19 protein-coding genes, 1 tRNA gene and 1 pseudogene are annotated in these 22,998 nt (G+C 67.6%); 12 read left to right on the top strand and 9 right to left on the bottom strand.

What is annotated here, in order from left to right; translation table 11 throughout:
* Positions 1-6: 6 nt before the first annotated feature.
* Complete coding sequence (locus tag ACQ86G_RS26490; RefSeq protein WP_431258069.1) at positions 7-258, top strand: MoaD/ThiS family protein; 252 nt, start codon at positions 7-9, stop codon at positions 256-258.
* Between the two features lie 60 nt (positions 259-318).
* Here ACQ86G_RS26490 and ACQ86G_RS26485 read toward each other — a convergent pair whose 3' ends face one another.
* Positions 319-1,131: an acyl-CoA thioesterase gene (locus ACQ86G_RS26485; RefSeq protein ID WP_431258068.1), complete on the bottom strand. Its 813-nt coding sequence runs from the start codon at positions 1,129-1,131 to the stop codon at positions 319-321.
* A gap of 320 nt (positions 1,132-1,451) precedes the next feature.
* Here ACQ86G_RS26485 and ACQ86G_RS26480 point away from each other — a divergent pair, with 320 nt between their 5' ends.
* Positions 1,452-1,724 (top strand): type II toxin-antitoxin system RelE/ParE family toxin, encoded by a 273-nt coding sequence (locus tag ACQ86G_RS26480; protein ID WP_431261504.1) that lies wholly within the window; start codon positions 1,452-1,454, stop codon positions 1,722-1,724.
* Positions 1,705-2,022 carry a helix-turn-helix domain-containing protein gene (locus tag ACQ86G_RS26475; protein ID WP_431258067.1) on the top strand — a complete coding sequence of 106 codons (318 nt, stop codon included), beginning with the start codon at positions 1,705-1,707 and terminating at the stop codon, positions 2,020-2,022. The genes ACQ86G_RS26480 and ACQ86G_RS26475 overlap by 20 nt, the downstream gene beginning before the upstream one ends.
* Before the next feature lie 22 nt (positions 2,023-2,044).
* Here the strand turns inward: ACQ86G_RS26475 and ACQ86G_RS26470 are convergent, their stop codons facing one another.
* The 4 genes from ACQ86G_RS26470 to ACQ86G_RS26455 are packed head-to-tail and all read right to left on the bottom strand — an operon-like array spanning position 2,045 to position 7,297.
* On the bottom strand, positions 2,045-3,709 hold the full coding sequence (locus ACQ86G_RS26470; protein WP_431258066.1) for a flavin monoamine oxidase family protein: 1,665 nt from the start codon (positions 3,707-3,709) through the stop codon (positions 2,045-2,047).
* A complete protein-coding gene (locus ACQ86G_RS26465; RefSeq protein ID WP_431258065.1) occupies positions 3,691-5,316 on the bottom strand; it encodes a polyamine aminopropyltransferase in 1,626 nt (541 codons plus the stop codon). The genes ACQ86G_RS26470 and ACQ86G_RS26465 overlap by 19 nt, the downstream gene beginning before the upstream one ends.
* Positions 5,317-5,364: 48 nt before the next feature.
* On the bottom strand, positions 5,365-6,423 hold the full coding sequence (locus ACQ86G_RS26460) for a hypothetical protein (RefSeq protein WP_431258064.1): 1,059 nt from the start codon (positions 6,421-6,423) through the stop codon (positions 5,365-5,367).
* A gap of 16 nt (positions 6,424-6,439) precedes the next feature.
* Complete coding sequence (locus ACQ86G_RS26455; protein WP_431258063.1) at positions 6,440-7,297, bottom strand: metallophosphoesterase; 858 nt, start codon at positions 7,295-7,297, stop codon at positions 6,440-6,442.
* Positions 7,298-7,424: 127 nt separating this feature from the next.
* On the opposite strand from ACQ86G_RS26455, the gene ACQ86G_RS26450 reads away from it, so the two are divergent.
* Positions 7,425-8,228, top strand: a complete 804-nt coding sequence (locus ACQ86G_RS26450; RefSeq protein ID WP_431258062.1) for a platelet-activating factor acetylhydrolase IB subunit — start codon at positions 7,425-7,427, stop codon at positions 8,226-8,228.
* A 39-nt stretch (positions 8,229-8,267) separates the two neighbouring features.
* Here ACQ86G_RS26450 and ACQ86G_RS26445 read toward each other — a convergent pair whose 3' ends face one another.
* Positions 8,268-8,828 (bottom strand): phospholipase D family protein, encoded by a 561-nt coding sequence (locus tag ACQ86G_RS26445; RefSeq protein WP_431258061.1) that lies wholly within the window; start codon positions 8,826-8,828, stop codon positions 8,268-8,270.
* A gap of 227 nt (positions 8,829-9,055) precedes the next feature.
* Between ACQ86G_RS26445 and ACQ86G_RS26440 the strand changes: the two genes are divergently transcribed.
* The 7 genes from ACQ86G_RS26440 to ACQ86G_RS26410 all read left to right on the top strand — a co-directional run bounded on the left by ACQ86G_RS26440 (position 9,056) and on the right by ACQ86G_RS26410 (position 18,422).
* Entirely contained in the window at positions 9,056-11,140 is a 2,085-nt protein-coding gene (locus ACQ86G_RS26440; RefSeq protein WP_431258060.1) for a type VI secretion system Vgr family protein, read from the top strand.
* 13 nt (positions 11,141-11,153) lie between these two features.
* A complete protein-coding gene (locus ACQ86G_RS26435; protein WP_431258059.1) occupies positions 11,154-12,692 on the top strand; it encodes a hypothetical protein in 1,539 nt (512 codons plus the stop codon).
* 97 nt (positions 12,693-12,789) lie between these two features.
* On the top strand, positions 12,790-16,776 hold the full coding sequence (locus ACQ86G_RS26430; protein WP_431258058.1) for an RHS repeat-associated core domain-containing protein: 3,987 nt from the start codon (positions 12,790-12,792) through the stop codon (positions 16,774-16,776).
* A 44-nt stretch (positions 16,777-16,820) separates the two neighbouring features.
* Positions 16,821-17,159, top strand: coding sequence for a hypothetical protein (locus tag ACQ86G_RS26425; RefSeq protein WP_431258057.1), 339 nt, complete (start codon positions 16,821-16,823; stop codon positions 17,157-17,159).
* 42 nt (positions 17,160-17,201) lie between these two features.
* Positions 17,202-17,678 (top strand): hypothetical protein, encoded by a 477-nt coding sequence (locus ACQ86G_RS26420; protein ID WP_431258056.1) that lies wholly within the window; start codon positions 17,202-17,204, stop codon positions 17,676-17,678.
* A 4-nt stretch (positions 17,679-17,682) separates the two neighbouring features.
* Positions 17,683-18,078, top strand: coding sequence for a hypothetical protein (locus ACQ86G_RS26415; RefSeq protein WP_431258055.1), 396 nt, complete (start codon positions 17,683-17,685; stop codon positions 18,076-18,078).
* Positions 18,075-18,422: a hypothetical protein gene (locus tag ACQ86G_RS26410; protein ID WP_431258054.1), complete on the top strand. Its 348-nt coding sequence runs from the start codon at positions 18,075-18,077 to the stop codon at positions 18,420-18,422. The genes ACQ86G_RS26415 and ACQ86G_RS26410 overlap by 4 nt, the downstream gene beginning before the upstream one ends.
* Before the next feature lie 35 nt (positions 18,423-18,457).
* On the opposite strand, the gene ACQ86G_RS26405 is transcribed toward ACQ86G_RS26410, so the two are convergent.
* The 3 genes and pseudogenes from ACQ86G_RS26405 to ACQ86G_RS26395 all read right to left on the bottom strand — a co-directional run bounded on the left by ACQ86G_RS26405 (position 18,458) and on the right by ACQ86G_RS26395 (position 21,059).
* Positions 18,458-18,784, bottom strand: a complete 327-nt coding sequence (locus tag ACQ86G_RS26405; RefSeq protein WP_431258053.1) for a hypothetical protein — start codon at positions 18,782-18,784, stop codon at positions 18,458-18,460.
* A gap of 136 nt (positions 18,785-18,920) precedes the next feature.
* A tRNA-Arg gene (locus ACQ86G_RS26400) sits at positions 18,921-18,997 on the bottom strand.
* 170 nt (positions 18,998-19,167) lie between these two features.
* Positions 19,168-21,059 (bottom strand): annotated as a pseudogene (locus ACQ86G_RS26395) (OPT family oligopeptide transporter).
* Between the two features lie 487 nt (positions 21,060-21,546).
* On the opposite strand from ACQ86G_RS26395, the gene ACQ86G_RS26390 reads away from it, so the two are divergent.
* Positions 21,547-22,998, top strand: coding sequence for a putative bifunctional diguanylate cyclase/phosphodiesterase (locus ACQ86G_RS26390; RefSeq protein ID WP_431261503.1), 1,452 nt, complete (start codon positions 21,547-21,549; stop codon positions 22,996-22,998).

The following is a 22,998-nucleotide window of genomic DNA, read 5'->3' as shown; positions in this document are numbered from 1 at the left end:
CCCGAGATGACGATCACCGTGCGCTACTTCGCCTCGCTGCGCGAGGCCCTGGGGACCGACGAGCGCGTCCCGCACCATGCCGGCGCGACGCTGGGCTCGATCCGCGATGCGCTGATCGCCAGCGACGCGGCGCACGCGGAGGCGCTGGCACGCGGCCGCGCGATCCGTTGCGCGCTGAACCAGCAGATCCTGCCCGAGGACACGCCCGTCGAGGACGGCGCGGAAGTGGCGTTCTTCCCGCCGGTCACGGGCGGTTGATCCCGGCGCCGGACTCGGCGCTGAAGCTCGCGTCGTGCGCGGCAGCGGGCCTGCCGCCCCTCACTCCTTGAAATAGACCATCTGGTGCGTGCTGGCCAGCATGTGGCCGTCGTCGCTCCAGACTTCGGCGGTCTGGTCGAAGTAGCCGTTGCGGAAGTTGAGCGCCTTGGCCATCGCGAGCACATGGCGGTCGCCCTGCTGCGCGAGCAGGACCGAGTCCGCATGGAAGTAGGTCGTGAGCGTCACGGTGCCGATCGCGCCGGGCTTGCGGCGGCGCACGAAGATGCGCGGGAAGAAGCTGTCGCAGATCGCGGCGAGGGACGGGAAGTCCATCGGCCGCGCGGGTTCGTCGCGGACCCAGTAGCGGCTGATCGAATGCGGCTGCTCCTGGCCGTCGAACGGCCCCGGCTCGAAGCCGGGCAGGAAGCGCATGTCGTAGCGCGAGACCCAGGCGGGCAGGAAGCCGACCTTCGGCAGCGGTTGGAGTTCTGAGGCGGGCGGGACGTCCGCGGGCAGTTCGGCCTCTTTCGCGGACCAGGTCTCGCGACGCTGCGCGAAGACGGCGCTGCCGGTGGCGGCGACCTCGCCGTTCTGCGTGAGCTCGAGCACCCAATGCTGCGTCGACCGGTTCGTGCGGGCGGGGCGGGCCTCGACCTCGAAGGCGCCGTCAGCGAGCGGGCTGCAGAAGTTGATCGTCAGCGCGATCGGCTCGCCGATGCGCTCCGAATGCAGCAGCGCGGCGTTGAGCATCGCCGCTCCGGTCGTGCCGCCGAACGGTCCGACCATGTTGGCGTAGGCCGGATTCGTCGCGCCGGCGAAGCGGTGTCCGCCGGCGGGGGCGAGGAGGATGGCCTGATCGAGGTCGTGCGGCATCGGAAGGTTCCTTGAACGGCGAAGGTGGCCACATTCTGTGCACGGAATGAATTCGCCGCTGTCACCTCAACGACCGGATCAAGCGGGTCGTGTCCACGGAGCGTCCATTCGATCCCCCAACAGACGGCCACCTTCAGGACGAGCTTCCCAAGCGCAAGACGCCGCACTGATCGTCATCGCAGCTTCGCGGGAGGTCGACGTGATTGGACCCGTGTACGTGACGGAAGGCTTTCGCCGATGGATGAGCAAGCAGGTCTTGAGCGAGCGCGACCTGTGCCGCGCTGTGGCCGAAATGGCACGGGGACTGATCAGACGCAGATCTGGGTAGTGGACTCGTGAAGAAGCGGATCGCACGATCCGGGGCTGGCAAGCGAGGCGGGTATCGCGCCCTCGTCGCGAATCGTCGAGGCGGGCCGTGGTTCTTCATCAAGGGTTTCGCCAAGAACGCGATGGATGACGTCGATCCGGAGACGCGTCTGTTCTGCGCGGAGGCGGCGCGTGATCTGAATGCGATGCCTGCGTCGAGTCTGTCGGAGGCTGTGCTCAATAAAAAGCTGAAGGGGTTGAACTGTGATGCGCAAGAGGAAGAATGAAACGATCCTGGAGCTGCTTCGTATGAGTCGAGAACTCCATGCGTGCGGCGCGTTCGATGACGACGCGATCCGGAGGATCGAGCATGCGGGCATGCTGCCCCCGGAGCCGCTGACGCCGGAGGACTTCCGGGCGCTCTTGGAGCAGCCCTCGTGCAACGTCTACATGTTGGCTCGCATGCTCAACACGACGGCACGGCGTCTTCGTCGATGGGCGCAGGGACTGGGCAAGCCCACAGGTGCGGAACTCAGGCTGCTCCGCATGATGCGAGACCGGGGAGTCGACGCGGTGTTCCCGTGAATCCAGGCGCGAGCGATCGCGCTCATGCGCTCCCGCGACGCCTGCCCAGAAGCCGCGCGGCCACGGTCTCCCCTTGCGTGAACGCTTCTTCGAACACCGAATAGCCCGCCAGGTCCGCATGCGCGAAGTGGAGCCGACCGTGCGCGCGCTCGCGCAGCGCGGCCAGTGCCGGCGATCCGCGCAGTCCCGGATGCGGGATGCTCATCGCGTGTCCATAGCGCATGAGCTCGATGCGCTGCAGCCGCTCCGGCAGGTCGGGATGCATCGGCGCCATGTCAGCGAGCACGCGGGCGCTCCAGGCGCGCCAGTCGTCCTGCAGCAGGTCCTTGCGCTGCGATTCGCGCAGTGAGCGGTAGGCGGTCAGCACCATCGGGCCGCGGCTCGGGTCGAGGTCCTGCTGGTTCGCGTTGACGTAGCCCAGCGCCTCGCCGCCGTAGGCGACGTTGTCCCAGGACATCGGCACGCCGAGCCGCTCCAGCGGCGGCGCGTCGAGCAGCAGGTTCGCGACCAGCCACGGCGCGTAGCGCATGACGGCGGCGGCCTCCGTCAACGCGGACGGCGGCTGCTCCGGCAGCCGCGCCGCGATGAACAGCGGCATCGCCATCACGACCTGATCGGCTTCCCAGCGCTCCGCCGCCTGTGCCTTGTCGTTCCAGACGAGCACCTGCATGCCGTGGCGCTCCTCGCGCACACGCAGTGCCGTGCGGCCACCATGGAAGGCGTCCGCCAGCGGCGCGGCCAGACGTTCCGACAACCAGCCGTTGCCCTGGGGCCAGGTCAGCACGGCCTCGCGTTCCTCGCCGCTCATGAAGCCATGGCGGCTGCCGAAGTAGTGCAGCCCCGCCCACGCGGACACCTGTGCGGCATCGGCGCCGTAGTCGTCGCAGCAGCAGTAGTCGAGGTACCAGCGCAGCGGTGCCGCCGTCAGCTGGTGCTCGTCGAGCCACGCGGCGAAGGTCTTCGCATCGAGCGCCTGATGCGCCGGCGTCCACGCGTGATGCGTGCTCGGCATCGCGAAGCCGACCTCGTGCCGCGCCTGGTCGACCAGCTCGCCGAACCGGCGGTACTGCGCCTGCACGTCCGGTGACTCCGCCGGCGGCAGCAGGCCGTCGACCCACTGGTCCTGCCACCAGAGCCGCTCCTGCGGGCTGTGGCAGAGCCAGCGCTCCTCGTAGACGGTCTTGCCGTGCTCCTGGCGTGCGAGGCCGAGGTCCTCCAGCAGCGCCCGCACCTCGACCGCCTCCGGTCCTGGCGTCGGCAGGTAGTGCGCGCCGAGCGGGCAGCGCAGGCCCTCGCCGAGCGCCGGCCCGGCGCCGATGCGATGGCCTCGGCTGTTGCCGCCGGGGCGGTCCTCCAGATCCAGCAGCGCGACATCGACGCCTTGCAGCCGCAGCCGGCGCGCGCAGGCCAGTCCCGCGATCCCCGCGCCGAGCACCAGCACCTGCGCGCGCTTGGGCGCCCCGGTCGCCGCCGACCAGACGGGCAGGGCGCCGCGCAGCCGATGGCCGCGTTCCCAGTTCGCGCCGGTCCATCCGCCTGGGAGTTCCGCAAGTCGCTCCGCCAGCCGGTCGGCGAGCGGCCGCGCCTCGCGCCCGCAGGCCGACAGCAGGGGCACCAGCGACGTCGCCAGTGAGGCCGTCAGCGTGCGCGTCAGCAGGTCGCGGCGCTTCAATGCAGCTTGCCCCACTCGCGCTCGAACTCGTGGACCAGCACCTGGTTGGAGAGCCGGTTCACTTCGAGGTGCTCCGGCCGCGCCATGTCCGGCGGGAAGCTCATCAGCGCCGGAATGCCATCGATGCTGAGGAAGCGCAGCCCGTCCGGCAGCTTCCTCGGCATAGCCCACGGGCGCCGGCTCGCCAGCACGAAGCCCCATTCGCCGAAGCTCGGCACGTGCGCGTGGTACGGCGTCGCGGTGAGACCGACCGACTCCACCGTGTTGACGACGGTCCAGAACGCGCGCGGCGCCACCAGCGGCGAGGTCGACTGGATCACCGCGTAGCCGGACGCGCTCAGGTGCTGGTCGACCATCTTGTAGAGGCTGGCCGTGTACAGCTTGCCGAGCGCGAAATTGCTCGGATCGGGGAAGTCGATGACGATGACGTCGAAGATCTCGTCGGTCGTCTCCAGCCAGCCGAAGGCGTCCGTGTTGACGATGCGCAGCTTCGGACTCAGCAGAGAATCCTTGTTCAGCCCCTTGAGCAGCGGCATCGTCGAGAACAGCGACGTCATGTGCGGGTCGAGCTCGACCAGCGTGATCTGCTCGACGGACGGGTAGCGCAGGATCTCGCGCACGGCCATGCCGTCGCCGCCGCCCAGCACCAGCACCTTGCGCGGCGCGCCCTGCGCGGCCATCGCGGGGTGCACGAGGGCCTCGTGATAGCGGTACTCGTCGCGCGAGTGGAACTGCAGGTTGCCGTTGAGGAACAGCCGCGTGCCCGCCGCCCCCTGCGTGACGACGATGCGCTGGTAGTTGCTGCTTTCCTTGAACACGATCTGCTCGCCGTAGAAGCGGTCCTCGGCCCAGGTGCTGAGCCGGTCGGCGCCGGCCATCGCCGCGGCGAGGATCCCGATCGAGACCGTGCAGGTCAGCGCATGCGAGCGCCAGCCGCGCAGCTCCGCGCGGAACAGCCACAGCGCCCAGACCGCTACGGCGACGTTCAGCAGCCCGAAGAACAGGCCGGTGCGCACCAGCCCGAGGTTGGGCACCAGCAGCAGCGGGAAGGCGACGGCGACCAGCAGCGCGCCGAGGTAGTCGAAGGTCAGCACCTGCGACACCAGTTCCTTGAGCGCGTAGCGTTGGCGGAAGTGGCGCTTGAGGATGCGCATCACCAGCGGGATCTCCAGGCCGACCAGCGTGCCGACCAGCAGCACCAGTCCGTACAGCAGCACGCGGAAGGCGGCGACCTGCGACGGCGGCAGCAGGCTGTGCGCGGTGAAGAGGGCGGCGGGCATCAGGCCGCCGACGACGCCGACCAGCAGCTCCAGCCGCAGGAAGTGCGCGACCAGTTGCCGGTCGATGTAGCGCGACAGCCAGGAGCCCACGCCCATCGCGAAGAGGTAGGCGCCGATGATGGTCGAGAACTGCAGGACGGAATCGCCGAGCAGGTAGCTCGCGAGCGCGCCGGCGGCGAGTTCGTAGACCAGGCCGCAGGCGGCGATGACGAAGACGCTGGCGAGCAGCAGGACCTCGGGCAGCGAGGCCCGCGCGGGGGCGTCGTCGACGGTGGGCTCTAGGGGTTCTAGGGGTTCCAGGGGCTCTAGGGGCCCTTGTGACTCTTGGCGCTCTTGGGACATGGGGCGCGAGGCTATCACGGGGTCACCGCGGGCAGGCCCCGCTGGCTTTCAACGGAAGGCCTTCGCGGCCTGGCGGCCCTCCGGCGACAGGAACGCGGCGGCCTGGTCCCAAGGGACCGTCACGTCGCGCGTGCAGGGGCTGTAGATATAGGCCCCCGCAGCGACCTGGAAGACGAGGCCCTCGCGCGTGGGGTGCATGAAGGCGCCATCGGTAGTGACCTTGTCGAGGCACTCGGTCTCGCCGTCCTCGACGGAGAGATAACGCCCGATCAGGAGGCGACCCAGCAAGGACGTCAGATCGATGTCCTTGCGGTAGGCCGGCATCAGCCACCGGGCCGCGTCGACCTCCTTGCCGTTGGTCAGGTCGTAGACGGTGGCGTGGCTGCCGGATATCGGATGCGCGCCGCCGCAGTACTGTTCGTGGCTGCTCATGATGACGACGTAGCGCGCGTTCCACGCTGCGGGCCAGTGGTTCCAGCTGAATTCGTAGCCATGCTGGAGTCCGCGACGCATGCGCCCCTCGCCGACGCAGTCGAGCGCCTCGCTCATGGCCTCGGTCGCCATCTGCCAGAGCTGCGCGTTGATGCCAGCGATGCCGGGCTCGTCCCCCCACAGTGCGATCGTCGACACGGACGGGATGCCCGAGACCTCCTGCTTGTCGTAGACGTGGCCCTCGAAGTCGTGCGTGGTTTCCTCGTCGACCTTCAGATCGCGCAGATGCGCCGCGTGGTACCCGTACACGTCCGGGGCCGGGCGGGCCGACACGGGCAGCGCGCGCCGGCGGTCGGGCGAGCGCCAGGTGCCCGTGAGCCGGTCGCCCTGGCATGCCAGCTGCACGCTGCCCGTGATGCGGCCCGCTTCGTCGGACTCTTCCCAGGTCGTCGGATCCGCCTTGTCCGCGCGCAGGTAGAGCTCCTTCAGCGATCGGCGGTAGTAGTAGCGGGCCGATGCCGGCGGGCCGCCGTTCTCCGGATCGCCGAACACCAGCGAGATCGGAACGGCACCGACCGTGCCCGTCCACGGGCCGCGGTCGCACGCCGCGTGGGCGGAGGTGCTCAGCGCGAGCAGGGCCAGCAGGGCGGCGAGGGTGGGCGCGGCGAGGTTCATCGCGGGTGTCGTGGGTTCAGGACGGATGCGCCGGGGCGCCGATGGTGAACATCACCCACTCCGGCCGCATGTTGATGCGGACGGGATAGATGCTGACGCCCAGGCCGCTGGTGATGTAGACCGGCCGGCCGTGAACGTCCACCCAGCCGTGGGTCTTGTTCTTGGGCCAGCCGTGCGGCGCGACGGCGGAGCCGTGGAAGGGGATCCAGACCTGACCCCCGTGCGTGTGCGCGGCCACGGCCAGGCCCGGCGCAGGCCGCATGTCCAGCGCGCTGGCCGGGTCATGCATGAGCGTGAGCGCCTGGGCGCCGGCGGGCAACTGGTGCGCCGCGCGGATCGGGTCGCTCTGCATCGACGTCCGGTCGCCGATGCCCACCACCCACACGTCGGTGCCGGGCAGCGGCACCGCCTCGTTGAGCAGCACCCTGACGCCGGCCGCGGTCAACGCCCGGTTGAACCTCGGGCCGTCGGTCCACCAGTCGTGATTCCCCAGCACCGCGTAGACGCCGCGCGGGGCGCGCAGCCGACCGAGCACGGCCGCGACGTCTTCCGGTGTGGTGCCGTCCTCGCCGCGCCCGTAGATGAAGTCGCCCGGCAGCAGCACGACGTCCGGCTTGGCGGCGTTGATCTCATCGACGATGGCGTTGGCGCGTGCGATCGTCATGACATGCTTGAACTCGTGCGTGATGTGCCAGTCCGAGGCGACCACGACCTTCAACCCAGGCGGTCCGCGCCAGCCGGGCACCACGACGGGGAGATCGCGCCGGGCGACCCAGCGTGGCTCGATCAGCAGGCCCCAGGCCGCCAGCAAGGCGAGGACGAGCAAGAGGAAGAGCAGGAACCTGAAGAGCTTGCGGAGCGCGGACAACAGCATCGAGGGCGTCGAGGAGGGCGTGGACGAGGAACGAGGAAGCAGTATCCACTGGATCTGCTCATCGCCCCGGGCGCTCAGGGATTCACGTGACCCGCGACCCCACGGCCACGCGCTAAGCTCACCGCTCATGAATCGCACCCAGTTCCTCATTGAGTCCCGCCATCTGCTGACGGCAGTCGCGATCGGCGCCACGTCGATGGCGGCGTCCACCGCGCCGCTCGCGCAGGCGCCTGCGGCTTCAGCCGCGGACAGGTCCGCGGCGGAGACACCGGCGGCGCAGACGCTCGCCTGGACCGTGCCCTGGTGGCGACCGCGTCACGAGGCCAAGCTCGCCGAGATCCGCGCCATGCGGGCGGAGGGCAAGTCGCCACAACTCGTGTTCATCGGCGATTCGATCACGCAGGGCTGGGAGGCCGTCGGACAGCCGGTGTGGGCGGAGCGATTCGCCCGTTATGACGCGCTCAACCTGGGCTTCAGCGCCGACAAGACCGAGAACGTGCTGTGGCGCCTGCAGCAGGGCGAGATCGACGGCATCGCGCCGAAGGTGGCCGTGCTGATGATCGGCACCAACAACACCGGCGACCGCAAGGACGATCCGGCCGTCACCGCGGCCGGCGTGCGCCGCGTGATCGACGAGATCCGCCTGCGCCTGCCCACGACGAAGATCCTGCTGCTGGCGATCTTCCCGCGCGGCGCCCGGCCGGACGACGCGATGCGCGCGGTCAACACGCGGATCAACGCGCGGATCGGCGCGTTCGCGGATGGCCGCGATGTCCACTTCCTCGACATCGGCGCATCGCTGACGAATGCGGACGGATCCCTCTCGCCGGAGGTGATGCCGGATCAACTGCACCTCAGCGAAAAGGGCTACCGCCAATGGGCGCAGGCCATGCAGCCCACCCTGTCCCGTCTGCTGGACGAGGCGCACTGATCGCGCGCGCCGGTCCCGGGGCGGGGCCGGTGCGCCGGATCAGGGCAGGGGCGCCGCCGCGGCCTTGTCGGGAAGGGACGCGGAGACGTAAGGCTTGCCGAGGTCCCAGCGCGACTGCCAGTGGGCCAGGTATTGCCGGACGATCTCCGGCGCGTTGCGGATCACCACGACGTTCTCCGAGTTGAGCGTCTCCGCCGACGGCGCGAAGTTGAACGAACCCGTCTCCACCGTGTGGCCGTCCACGATGATCGTCTTGTCGTGGTGGATGTGGAAATGGTCGTTGGTGCGCAGCTCCACGCCTTTGCTCGTCACGAAGTCCATCGCCTGCTTGCTCGGCTTGTTCTGGTTGCGCTTCCTGTCCACGACCACCTGCACCTGCACGCCGCGCTGCCTGGCGTCGACGAGCGCCTGCATGATGTCCGGCGCCTGGAAGGCGTAGGCCAGGATCTGGATGCGCGCCTTCGCGCCGGCGATGGTCTCCAGCACGAGCTGGCGCGCCGAACCTTCGGGCGAGAAGCCGACCTGGATCTCGGGTTCGGCCCGGGCCGCCAGGCACAGGCTCAGCAAGGTCGCGAGCGTCAGGCATCGAATCGGTGTCACGGGTTCCTCCGTTGCGTGGCAGGCGCCGGGCGCCGCGCCGATTGCAGCATGGCCTCGCGCAGCGAGGCAATGACGGTGGCCAGAAGGGGTCCTGGCGTCCGGCAGTCCGCCGGCCTGTACCCCTTGCGAACACGTCCCCTGCGCAGGGTGCCGAGGTGGTGACTTTCGTCGCTTTACCCCCGGGGAGGCGCTACCTCTAATGCAGGCCCCACCGGACATTGCGCGCCATGACCGCTTCACTTCGGCTTGAATCCCCGCTGCCCGAGGGCACCTTCCGTGTCCACGCCTGCGACGCCACGGAGGCGCTGAGCGAGCTGGGCGAGATCCGCCTGCGCCTGCTCAGCGAACGGATGGACATCGCCGCGAGCGACCTGCTCGGCAAGTCCGTCACCGTGACCATCGCGCTGCGCGACGCGGACGTCCGGCGGCTGAGCGGCCATGTCGCCCGCTTCGTGCAGGGCGGATTCGAGGGGCGCCACGCCGTCTACGAGATGACGCTGAAGCCCTGGCCCTGGCTGCTCACGCGCACGGCCGACTGCCGCATCTTCCAGGACATGAGCGTGCCCGACATCGTGGCGGCGGTGTTCCAGGACCATCCGGTGGCGCGCTTCGAATTCAAGCTGATGCGCCCGTACCGGCCCTGGGTCTATTGCGTCCAGTACCGCGAGACGGACTTCAACTTCGTCGCGCGCCTGCTGGAACAGGAAGGCATCTACTGGTATTTCGAGCACGACGAACGCGGCCACAAGCTGGTGCTCTGCGACGCGGCGGGCGCGCACGACAGCGCGCCGGGCTGCGGATCGCTGCCGTTCTACGGCGGCGGCGACCAGGCGCCGCCCCAGCTGGAACACATCGACCGGTGGACCTGCGAGCAACGCATGCAGCCCGGCAAGGTGGTGCTGACCGACTACGACTTCGAACGGCCGTCGACCTCGCTGCTGACCGAACAGTCGCGCTCGCGCGGCTACGACCTGTCCGACGGCGAGATCTTCGACTTCCCCGGCGGCTACCACCAGTCCGCCGACGGCACGCAATACGCGGAGGACCGGCTGGACGAGCTGCACAGCGGCTTCAACGTCCTCACCGCCAGCACCAATGCCCAGGGCGTGTGCGTGGGGCGGCTGCTCTCCATGAGCCGGCATCCCCGGGATGACCAGAACGGCCAGTACCTGGTCACCTCGACGACCTTGGCGGCCCGGCAGGCGGCGAGCGAATCGGGCAGCGGCGAGACCGCGCTGCGCTGCGACTTCGGCGCGATTCCCGCGGCCCAGCAGTTCCGGCCGGCGCGGCGCACGCCGAAGCCGGTGGTGCCGGGGCCGCAGACCGCCACGGTGACCGGGCCCGGCGGCGAGGAGATCCACACCGACGCCTACGGCCGGGTGAAGGTGCAGTTCCATTGGGACCGCCGCGGCCGGCGCGACGAGCGCAGCTCGTGCTGGATCCGCGTGTCGCAGCCCTGGGCCGGCAAGGGCTGGGGCGGTGTCTCCATCCCGCGCATCGGTCAGGAGGTCATCGTCGACTTCCTCGAAGGGAATCCCGACCTGCCGCTGATCGTCGGCCGCCTCTACAACGCCGAGCAGATGCCGCCTTACGGTCTGCCTGACGGCGCGATGGTCAGCGGGATCAAGTCCAAGACGCACAAGGGCGCGGGCTTCAACGAGCTGTCCATGAACGACACGGCCGGGCAGGAGCAGATGACCCTGCACGCGCAGTACGACATGTCGACGACGGTGCTGCATGACCAGACCAACACGGTCAACAACAACCGCGCGACGACCGTGTCGGTGAACGACACCTTGACCGTCAACGCCGACCGCACGATGAGCGTGGTGGGCAAGCTGGCGGAGACGGTGAATGCCGGCCACGAGGTGACCGTCACCGCGGGCGGCTACACGCAGACGATCACGGGGGCGACGGCGCGCACCGTGACCGGCGACCTGACCAGCACGGTCAACGGCAAGCGGGAGAACACCGTCAACGGCCACTTCGTCGAGACGGTCACCGCCGGCGAGGAGAAGACCGTCAGCGCGGGCAAGCGGCTGACCGTGACCGGCGGCTACACGCAAGCCGTCACGGGGGCGCTCGATGTCCAGACGACCGGCGCGGTGACGCAGGGTGCCACGGCGACCATGGCGCTGCACGCGACCGGCGCGGGCACCTACACCTCGGCCGCGTCGCTGACCTTCGGCGTCGGCGCGTCCACCGTCGTCATCGACGCGGGCAGCATCACGATCAGCGCCGGGGGCGCGGTCATCAAGGTCGATGCCAGCGGCGTGTCGGTCAACGGCACTGAAATCTCCCTGAACTGCTGAAGAAAGGGTGGCCATGGCGGTCAATCCGGTCCAGCGCCGGCTCGCGGAGCTGCTGCAGCACTGGCAGGCGTTCATCGACCTGCCGGACAAGCGCCTGCTGCTGTGGCAGGTGGCGGACGGCGGCCAGCGGATGCTGGACGCCTTCTTCGAGATGCAACGGCATGAGGACGCCAAAGGCGGCGCCACGAGCGGCGCCAGCGGCGACACCTTCATCGTCTTCGATGCGCCCTTCGAGCAGGCCATCGCCTATTCGCGCGCGCTGAAGCAGACGCTGGCGGGCCAGTACGCCGCGAGCCACGAGGCGCTGCGCAGTGCCGGGCAGACGCCGGACTGGCGCTTCGCGCCGGACGAGGTTCCCGACACCGCCGCCGCGTTCATGCGGGCGCTGGCGTCGCTGGCCGGGCATCACGCGGTGTTCGGGCATCTGGTCGCCGTGCTGTCGCCCGCGGGCGTGAGCGATGACGAGGCCTGGGCCGCCTGGGTGGCCCGGGCCCTCGAGGCCGGCGTGCCCGAGGGCGTGCGCCTGCTCGTGCCCGACTTCGACGGCGCGCCGCGCCTGGAGCGTCTGGCGGGCGCCGATCACCCCGAGGTGCTGGTGCAGGCGCTGGCGCTGGATGCCTGGTCGATCGCGCAGGAGACCTTCGCGCAGGAGCCGGCGGTGGGACCGGGCGGCGTGTTCCGCAACCTGCTGACCGGACTGTTCGCACTGGCGGAGAAGGGCTCGGCCGATCAGGTGCTGCTGAAGGCACGGGATGCGCTGGCCTTCGCGCATCGGCAGGGCTGGCCCGACCAGGAGGTCGCGGTGCGCCTGCTGACGGCCGGCGTGATGCTCAAGGAGCGCCGCTGCGACGACGCCGTCAACCACTACCGGCATGCGCGCACGAGCGCGGAGACCGCGCGTGCCGCCGGGCATCCGGCCGGCGGTCAACTGGTGCTGCAGTCATGGTTCGGCGAGGCCGCCGCCTGGCTCGCGGCGGGCGAGCCGAAGGCCGCGGCACCGTGCTACCGGGCGGCCGAGCAACTGGCCGCCGAGCTGCCGAACCCGCTGATGCGCATCGAGGCGCTGCGCATGGGCACCTTCTGCCTCGCGCGTGCCGGCGACACTGAGGCGGCGCTGGCGTTCGGACAACCGGCGCTGGACGTCGGGGACAAGCTCCGCCCCGCGTCGCGGCCGATGACGACCTTGCCGCTGCACTGTTTCGAGATGCTGCGGCTCATCGAGCCCGAGCGCGCCGCTCGCATCGAGGCGATCCGCCACGAGCTCGAGCGGGATCAGGCGCGGGAGCATGGCCGCCTGGACGGGCAGGCCGCCGCGCTGGAATCGTCCGCCGACGCGGCGGCGCTTCGACGGATCGAGCAACAGCATCTTGAAGCGGGGCAGGTCTTGCTGCAGCAGGCCCAGGAGCGGGCCGACCGCGAGGCGGCCGGCGCCGGCGCCGCGTTCGTCGGGCTCTTCGAACGCGCGCGCGACCTGTTCGGGCCGACCTGGCCGATCGCCATGCAGGGCGCCGTGGGCCCGGCTCCGGCGAAGACCCGAGGAGTTGCCGCATGAGTCTCTCCGCCAAGCACGGCGACCCGCAGCTGGGCATCGACATCCACCTGTGCACGACGCCGGCGGGACCGATCCCGCTGCCCACCCCCACCTGTCCGTGGTGTTCGATCCCTTCGACTACCTGCCTTTCATCGGCGCGACGGTGAAGGTGATGGGCATGAAGCGGGCCACGGCGGGCACCTCCGCCATCGTCGTGCACATCCCGCCGGGCTTCCCGTTCGCGCCGATGATTCCGGAGAAGGACGACGAGCTCTTCATGGGCAGCGCCACCGTCGTGGCCGACGGCGATCCGATGTCCTACCAGGCGCTGCCGGTGCTCGGCTGCCAGGTGGTGGGCATGCCCAGCCCGCTGCGGCCGAAGAAGAAGAAGCTCAAGCTGCCCAACCTGCTGCCCACGAGCTTCAACCTGGCGATCCCCAACACCGTGAAGGTGGGCGGCGCGCCGACGATCTCGATGGCGGGCATGATCGCGCGCGGCGCCTTCGCGGGCCTGGGCAAGCTGGCGAAGTCCCGGCTCGGCAAGGCGCTGGGCGCGCGCTTCAAGAAGTTCCGGCAGAAGCTGTTCAAGAACATGGACCCCGGCTTCCTGAAGTGCAAGGTGCTGCGCGCGGAGCCGGTGAACATCCTGACGGGCGAGGTCTGCGTCGAGCAGAGCGACTTCAGCCTGCCCTGGCGCATCCCGCTGACATGGGCGCGCAGCTACGCCTCGGGTCGGGAGCGCGTCGGCGCCTGCGGCATCGGCTGGGAGAGTCCGGCCGATGCGCGGCTGGAGATCGACGCGGCCGACGGCAGCGTGGTGTTCTTCCATCCCGAGGAAGGTCCGGCGCTGTTCCCCGCGCTGCCTGCCGAGCCTGGCGACGCGGCGTCGGTGCTGGAACTGATGGACGGTGCGCGGCTCAGCGACCACGGCGATGAGTGGCGGGTGCGCACCAAGGGCGATCTGGCCTATCACTTCCCGAAGTCGCTGGCCGTCGTCACCGCGGGGCCGGTGACGGAAGTGCCGCTGGGGCGCGTCACCGACCGGTGCGGCAACTGGCTGCTCTACGAATGGGTGGAAGGGCGGTTGAGCGCGATCCGTGAGTCCGGCGGCCGACATCTGCTGGTCGAGTACGCGGGGCGCTTCATCCGCTCGCTCTCGCTGTACGTGCCCGAGGCCGAGTTCAGCCATGCCTTCGTGACCTACGAGCACGACGGGACGGGCTGTCTCGTGGTGGTTCGCGACGAGCTGGACCACCCCTACCGCTTCGCCTACGACGGCCGCCACATGGTGCGGCACACCAACCGCACCGGGCTCTCGTTCCACTATGAGTACGACAGGAGCGGGGACGCATGGCAGGTGGTCCACGCGTGGGGTGACGGCGGGCTGTACGACTACCGCTTCGCCTACTGGCCGGCGATCCACGAGGTGCGGATCACCGACTCGCTGGGGCACGTGTCGACCGTGCAGTGCGACGAGCATGGCCTGCCGATCCTGGAGATCGACGCGCTGGGCGGGCGCACGATCTTCGAGTACGACGACGTGGGTCGCACGACGGCCGTGGTGGACACGGCCAACCGCCGGACCGAGTACGTCTACGACGAGCGTGGCAACCTGCTGAGGCTCACGCGGCCGGACGGCAGTGCGATGGCGGTGGAGGTGGACGCGGGCGACAAGCCCGTGGCCATCACGGATCCCAACGGCGCGAGCTGGCGCCAGCGCTGGGACGAGCGCGGCCTGCTGGCCGAGCAGGTCAGCCCGCTGGGGGCGGTGACCGTCTACGAGTACGGCGGGGACGGCCTGCTGCTGGGCGTCACCGATGCATTGAAGGCCACCACGCGCCTGGGCTACGACACGGACGGTTATCTGGTCAGCGTGCGCAACGCGCTGGGGCAGGTGACCCGGATCGAGCGCGACCTGCTGGGCAACGTGCTGGGGCGCTCCGATCCGCTGGGTCGCGGCACGCGCTACCGCTACGACCGCAAGGGTCGGCTGGTCGAGGCGACCTTGCCGGCGGGCGCGCGCATCCGCTGCGCCTACGACGCGCAGGACAACCTGACGCACCACGAGGACGAGAACGGCGCGCGCACGAGCTTCGAGTACTTCGGGCAAGGGCTGATCGCCAAGCGCCATCAGCCCGACGGGCACGTGGTGCAGTACCACTACGACACCGAGGAACAGCTCGTCGGGGTGAGCAACCAGCGCGGCGAAACCTACGAACTCCGGCGCGACGCGCTCGGGCGGGTCGTCGAGGAGGTGGACTACTGGGGCCAGGTCACGCGCTACGTCTTCGACCTGACCGGCCATCTGACGCAGAGCGTCGACCCCTTGGGCCGGGCCATCGACTACACGACGGACAAGCTCGGCCGCATCCGGCGCAAGCGCTTCGCGCATCCGTTCGAGGCGGGGCGCCTGCTCGACGAGACCTTCGACTTCGACGCGAACGGCAACCTCACCGCCTGCGCCAACGAGCACGTGACGGTGACGCGGACGCTGGACGTCGAAGGCCGTCTGGTCGAGGAGGCGCAGGGCGACTTCGTGATCAGGAACGGCTTCGATGTGCTGGGGCGTCGCATCCGGCGCGAGACCAGCGCGGGCAACACGATCGCCTACGAGTACGACGCGCTCGGGCAGCCGACGTCCATCCGCATCAACGACGAACCGCCGATCACGATCGAGCGCGACGCGGCGGGCCAGGTGGTCAAGGAGACGCTGTCGCCGGCGCTGGAGCGGCAGTACCAGTACGACGGCGAAGGCCGCCTCACCGGGCAGGGCGTCCGGCGCGAGAGCGAGTGGCTGTTCAGCACGCAGTACGCCTATGACTCGGCCGGCAACCTGACGCATCGCAAGGACAGCCAATTCGGGCTGGACCAGTTCCGCTACGACCCGCTGGGACAGATCACCGAGCACGTGGATCCGCAGGGCAAGCTCAAGCGCTTCTTCCAGGATCCGGCCGGAGACCGCTTGACGACCGGTGTGAAGCAGGCCGACGGGGAGTGGCGCCGCGAAGGATGGTGCGAAGGCGTGCATTACCGCTTCGATGCGGCGGGCAATCTCATCGAGCGGCGTGATGAGCGGCAGTTGGAAGCCGCACAAGCCGCGAACGAGCCGAAGACGCTCGCGTTGGAATGGGATGCGAACCAGCGATTGGTGCGCAGTCGCGCGAGGTCGACCTTTGGTGAAGTCTTGGAGGAGCCGGCAACCGACTACGGCTATGACCCGTTAGGGCGGCGGATCTTCAAGCGCACCCTTGACCGGACAACCCGGTTTGGCTGGGAGGGCGACTCGCTGGTCTTCGAGCAGCTTGCGACTGCGCCGCGGGAATATCTCTATCGCCCCGGCAGCTTTGTACCGCTGGCGTTGCTGGATGATCGTCGAAGCTTCCGGTTCCACACCGATCCGAACGGATGTCCGACGCGGTTGACGACCGTCGATGGGGAGATTGTTTGGGCGGCGCGTTACGAGGTGGGCGGACGAGTCCTGCCGTCAGTTGAAGAGGTCGATTGCCCTCTACGCTTCCAAGGGCAGTACCACGATACTGAGACTGACCTTCACTACAACAGGCATCGTTACTACGATGCACATGGAGGAATTTTCCTATCCAAAGACCCCATCGGGTTGAAGGGTGGATTCAATCTCTACCGATATGCACCTAATCAGTTCCGTTGGATCGATCCTCTGGGTCTGACGAATGATCTGAGTGCCGCGCAACAACAGATCGACGCGATTCTCAAGGAGCATCTGCCGGCGATCCAGGAGGTGACGGGGGATCCCAATGCGTCGGTGGGATATCGGGGGAGTACTGCCAGCGGCATAAGCAAGGCACACGACCCTTCAATCGCCAGACCTGTCAATCTGAACAATTTTGACGTCGATGGTTTTGTCGAATCCTATGTCTCGGCGGCGGACCCGGTCTTCACCAACAGGCGTCGGGATGCTGCGAAACTTCTTGGAATGTCGGAAATCGAGGCGTCCATTGATAGGAAGCTGCGGGCCGCGTTCCCAGGATTGAGGGATGAGCCGTTTGGATTCAGAATCTTCTTCCCGCATGAATTGGACCAGATGGCCCGAGGCGGCGATGTTCAGCGCAGATTGGGCTGTGGATGATTTTTGGAAAGTCAATGATGAGTAATCGAACCCTGAGTATTGTCTTGGCCGAGAATTCGACATTCGAGGCGCTGGTGACCAAGCTCTCAGACGCTTTTCGCGTTGCTTTGTTGATTGAAGAAAAGAAGGGTCGGCGCATTGCCCAAGGGGGGACTAATGAATTCTCGCTAGCGGCGGTGGATCGGACGGACGATCTTGGAGACTTCTTATCCGATGACGATTACGTCTTGGATATTAAGTTGAAATCCGAGGACCTGTTCAACGTGGATTTTGAAAGGCGTGTCGGCAAAGCTCTCGAACTGGGCGGCGTGAAGTGGCGGTACGGCATCTGGTCCAGAGCGAGTCGCGACGAGGAGTACCGCAGGATTCAACCTGCGCAGTGAACAGGACGCATTGCTGCTACGTTGGCCCATCCGAGTATGAAAATGATTGGCAAGATCCAGCGATTCTCGATGGAGGTCGGTCCGCTCGATTCGAGAAACCGGATGATGCGGGTCGTCAATATATTTGTTGGTGGGAAGAATGTCAGTGAGTGTGATAACTCGGTCTACGTCCCCCAATTCATCGCTTCCCTTGGTAGGGCCACCGAGGCGTTGAAGCGCAAGATCGACTACACGAAGTACGAGCCGTTCTTCTTCAAACACTCCCTCGAGGAGGCTTACGCGCATCTCGCCGGGGACGACGACGGCGACCTGTTTGGCGCGTGTCGCGTCCTTGATTTCGGTCCCACCACCGACAGTTCGCTCAGCTTTCTGATTCCCCACCATGGCCGGCTGTATCTGGCCAGTCGAGTGCACCACGACGGCGACGACGAGGCGCCGCCTGTCATTGTCGAGATGACGGCCTACGAGATGATCCGTGTCATGGAAATGACGGAAGAGGTGCTTCGGTCGGCGTCGTGAGGAAATGACGTCGGTCGACTTGCCGAAACTTTCGATCCCACTGGTGGACTTCCATCTGAGTGACGGGCATTCCATTGCGCTTGTAAGGGCGGAGGATCTGGGGGAGCTGCTTCGCGCGCCCGGGTTGGCGAACCTGGCCCTGAGCGAATGCTTTGATTCGCCGGAAAACCGGCTCGGTGGCGTGATCTCCTTTCCGGAGGATTTCCCCAGCGCCACCCGGACGGAGATCATGACCCAGCCATTCAAGCTGCTGAACTGTGTCGCCGTTACGCTGGGCGATGAGTCAGCGCCCATCAGCCCGGTCGAATGGGATGGATTGATGCAGGTTTGCGTTGACCGAAAGACAGCAACTCCCCGACCATCCAGTCGTCCGCAGAGGTGCATGAGGAAGGCGGGATGAAGTTCGGACTGGTCCGGTTCCGCGGGACTTACCGGCCAGGTTCGGAGGGGCTGGAGGATGCGGTGCTGATCGGGCGCGTGCTCAACATGGTCTGTGCGATGACGGACCCGGCGGGGATGGTGATCGACCTATCCGGATTGGACTATCAATACGGCAATGACCTGCATGTCGGGACCTACATGTTCCGTGGTGCTGGTTCGCCGATCGTGGTCATTGCGAAACCCGAGCAAGTGGACGCTTTCCGCACTGCGGGAGCCAATTGCATCGTGGCTGATCGGTCCGCCGCAATGGCGTTGGCCGCGCAGCGTGCTGGGGAATGGTTGTCTGGCAATGGTGCCTCGTGATGGCAGCAATCCATCATCGGATCTTCAGCATCGTCCTAATGAAGAGTGCTGCGTTCGACGATCTCGTGGCGAGACTGGGCGGCGCTCTTGATGTCGCTTTCTCGATTGCAGACGAGAAGGGACGACAGGTCGCATGTGCCCGAACCCATGATTTCACCGTCTCTGTGATCGACAGGGAAGACGGCCTGGGGGATTTTCTTTCTGATGAGCGTTGCGTCGTTGACCTCCGCATCAGGTCGGACGATCTCTTCAATTCCGAGTTTGAGGATCGCGTCAGGGCCATCTTGATGTCGGCCGAAATCGAATGGGATCGCGGCGTCTGGTCCCGACTGAGCCGTGATGAGGACGTGCGAACGATCCATGGCTCCCCGGAATCGACGGGCTGTGATGAAGCGCTAGCAAGACCGGGGGAGGGGCTGCTGAATGGCTGTGGGTTGGACGCTGTCCAACTTGCCGGCGAGCGCCGCGGCCGCGGTTCGCTCAAATGCTGGATCAACATGGCCTGCCCGGAGGGACTCGAACCCCCGACCTGCTGCTTAGAAGGCAGCTGCTCTATCCAGTTGAGCTACGGGCAGACTGAAATCGGTAAACGATCGCCCGGCGTCCAGAAAAGACTTCGGGCCCTTGGAAGGCGTTCCCACGCCTCCCGAAGGGCCCGAATTGTGCCACGCGATCCGCCGTCAACGGCGCCCGTGGAACGGTTCCAAGTCGATCCTTGTCCGATCGACTGTCGATAAGCTCAAACTCAGATCAGCACGTTGACGATCGCGTTGCCGATGCCCATCAGCGCCGCGCCCGAGATCAGGCCCGCGCAGATCGGCTCGCAACCGTCCACCCAGCGCTTCCAGCCCTTGGTGCCTGGCGTCTTGTAGAGCTTGCCCATGACGAAGAACATCATGGCGCCGACCCACATCGCGAAGGTCGACTCCGGCGGCAGCACCACGCCCAGGCCGATCGCCACCGACGACAGCGGGAACTTGCCCTTGGTCGCCATCTTGATGACCTCGATCACCACCGCGCAGATCGCCGCGATCGCCATCGTGATCAGCGCCGACGCCGGCAGGCTGTGCAGCCCGTTGGCGATGATCTCCGCCACGCCGCGCCATTGCACGGCCGCAGGCATCGAGAACTGCTCCGAGAGGATGGTCGACGTCGAACGCACGCCATCGGCGTTCTTCGGCACGAACAGCAGGAAGAACAGCGGCACGCAGAACAGCACGCCCGCCACGATGCCGATCACATGGCCGATCGCCTGATGGCGCGGCTTGCCGCCCAGCATGTAGCCCGGCTTGATGTCGCTCAGCAGGTTGGCCGCGTTGGACGCGATCTCCGCCGTCATCCCCGCCGGCACCAGGTTGGACGCCGGGTTGGACCGGTCGATCGCGCCCATCGTGAACTGCGTGATCTTGGACAGCGCGCCCGTGGGCGTCCACGAGGTCAGCGCCATCGAGTTGGTGCAGATCACCGTCAGCACGAAGATCAGCGGCAGCGAGATCAGCGCCATCAGGAAGGGCACGCCGAAGAACGCGTGCGAGGTCCACGCCGCCAGCACGCCGAAGACCGGCACGCCCACGAAGGAGATCCACAGCGGCACCTCGATGTGGTTCAGCAGGTCGCTGCCCTCGCTCTTGCCTTCGGGCTTCTTCTTGAAGACCTTGAACACCGCCAGGAACAGGTCGGGCTTGGCCAGCAGCGTCGTCAGCGAGCCCGCGACCATCATCGCCACGCCCCACCACATCGACCACTGGTTGACGATCTCCACGCGCGAGATCGGGATCAGCGCGCCGGTCGGGCCCACGCGCTGCACGATGTCGCCGGCCTGGATCATGATCGGCGCCAGCACCACGAAGTTGACGAAGGCGCCCAGCAGGCAGCTCGTCGCCACCGCGATGCCCATCAGCCCGCCGACGCCCAGCATCGCCGCGTCCAGCGTCAGGCGCAGGCCCAGCGCGCGGATGTCGGTGCCCAGGATCTTGGGGATCCAGATCTCGGCCTTGGCCGCCAGGCCGTAGTAGTACTGGTCCAGCCGCTCATGGAAGGTCCAGGGCTCGGTCATGCCGGCCCATTTGTCCATGCGCAGGATCTTGAACTGCAGCAGCTTCATCCAGCCGTCGCTCACGATGGCCTGGTACAGCGCGGCGGCGCCGGCGACCTTGGCCAGCAGCTTGGCCTTGTAGATGCCTTCGCCGCCCTCGCCGGTGTACAGCGAGTCCAGCACCACGCCGCAGGCGCGGCCTTCAGGGAAGGGAGCTGGTCCTCGTTGATGAAGCGCCGCTTCATCGGGAAGGCCACCAACACGCCCAGCACGGCGATCACGACCATCCAGATGATCATCTGCCACCACGGCACGATGCGGTCCACCACCAGCATGTAGGCCGCCAGCGACGAGAACAGCGGCGAGACCACGTAGCCCGCGGCCGTCGCGATCGACTGGGTGCAGTTGTTCTCCAGGATCGTGTAGTCGGACGCCCAGCCCAGCGTCGCGAAGATGCGGAACATCGCGAAGGCCAGGATCACCGAGGTCAGCCCCACGCCGACGCTGATGCCGGTCTTGCCGCCGATGTACAGCGAGGTCGCCGCCAGGATGCCGCCCAGCAGGAAGCCGGTGAAGCCGGAGCGCAGCGAGAGCTGCGCCATGTCGCCGCGGAAGACGTTCTTGAACCACCACTCGTCCTTCTGCGCGCGCGACCAGGTCTGCACCTGCTCGTCGGTCAAATGCTGTAGCGCCATGCTGTGCTCGATCTTTCCGGGTTCGTCCGTTGTCGCGCCGCGCTCCCGGCTCGTGACCAGGAGATCAGGAAAAGGCGCAGTTTTGAAACAAAAAAACAGCGCGCATTGTCTCTGCCTGACATCGTGCTGACATGACCGTGCGCATGGGGTTTCCACCTATCGGCGCTTGCCTATCGCCCCAAAGGGTGGGTTGTCGCGCGCACGCCTCGCCTCACGGCGCACTTCGGCGCCGATCGCCCGGGCTGCGCCGAGTTCTTCACGCCGCGCGAGTCTGGCTGGTGAGACCTGCCCCCGCATTCCGGTGCTGAAGACGAACGGGGGCCCACGAAAGCGCGTTCAGCCCCTAGCATGCGAACTTCCTCCCTTGTCGATTCCGGAGCTGTTGTTGACGCTGATGTGGGTTCTGCTGGGCGTCCTGCTGGGCGTCGCGCTGACTCTGGGCCTGCTGATGGCGGCCCAGGGGCGGTTCGGTCGCGTCGGTCGCCGGCGTCAGCGGGACCGGCTCACGGGGCTGCTGCTGGCGCGTCGCTTCGAGGACGAGTTCGCCGCCACGCTGGACGGGCTCCAGCGCCGCGAAGGCAAGGGCTGCCTGCTGTACATCGGGCTGGACGGCTTCCGCCTCGTCAACGACGAGCATGGCAAGGAGTTCGGCGACCACCTGCTGGTGCGCACCGCCGAACGGCTGCGGCAGATCGGCGGCAAGAAGGCCCTCGTCGGGCGGCTCGCGGGGGATGAGTTCGCCCTCTGGAGCGAGGTGCCGCCGGCGCAGACCGATGCGCTCGTGCGCCAGGTCCTCGAGGGTCTGGGCGCCGCCGCCTTGATCGGGACGACGCCGTTGCGCGTGGGCCTGTCGGTGGGCGTGGCGATGTCGCCCGAACACGGCAGCTCGATCCGGCTGATCCGGCGCGCGCAGACGGCGATGCGCTCGGTGAAGCGCCTGGGCGGCAACGGCCATGCGTTCTTCGACGCGGTGCAGGAGGAGGAACTCCGCGAGGAACTGACGCTGGCGCGCGAGCTGCGCGAGTCGATCAAGAACAAGGAACTCGAGCTGGTCTACCAGCCGAAGATGAACGCCCAGACCCTGCAGGTCACCGCCGTGGAGGCGCTGCTGCGCTGGCGGCATCCGACGCTGGGCATGGTCAGTCCGTCGCGCTTCATCCCGATCGCCGAGCGCTACGGCGTCATCGACGCGATCGGCGACTGGGTGGCGGACACGGCGCTGGCCCAGGCCGCGCGCTGGCGCGAGATGGGCCTGCGCATGCGCGTGGCGATCAACGTGTCAGGCTACCAGATGCGCTCGGACGACTTCATCGTCCGGCTCGAGAAGGGCCTGAAGAAGCACCGCCTGCGGCCCGAGCGCTTCACGGTCGAGATCACCGAGTCCGTCGCGATGGAGCACGCCACCGTCACCGGACGCGCGTTCAAGCGGCTGGGCGCCTTGGGCGTGCACATCTCGATCGACGATTTCGGCACCGGGTATTCGAGCCTGGCCTCGCTGCGCCAGCTGCCGGCGCAGGAACTCAAGATCGACAGCAGCTTCGTCGCCGACGTGGCGACCAGCGTCGAGGCGCAGGCCATCGTGCGCGCCGTCATCGAGATGGCGCGGGTGCTGCAGCTGAAGGTCGTGGCCGAGGGCGTGGAGACGCCGGCGCAGCGCGACCAGCTCGTCGCGATGGGCTGCGACGAGCTGCAGGGTTACCTGTTCGCGAAGCCGATGTCGGCGCTGGCGATCGAGATCCTCGCCTCGGATTCGGGCAAGGCGGCCGGCGGCCAGACCACCGAGGGCTTCCGTCCCTCGATCTTCGTGGAGACCGCGGCCGTGCCGCTGGATGTAGCGAGGCACTGA

Source organism: Roseateles chitinivorans, from assembly GCF_050632145.1.
In the GTDB taxonomy this organism is placed as follows: Bacteria; Pseudomonadota; Gammaproteobacteria; order Burkholderiales; family Burkholderiaceae_C; genus Roseateles; species Roseateles chitinivorans_B.
This window is presented reverse-complemented; position numbering and strand designations above follow the sequence as displayed.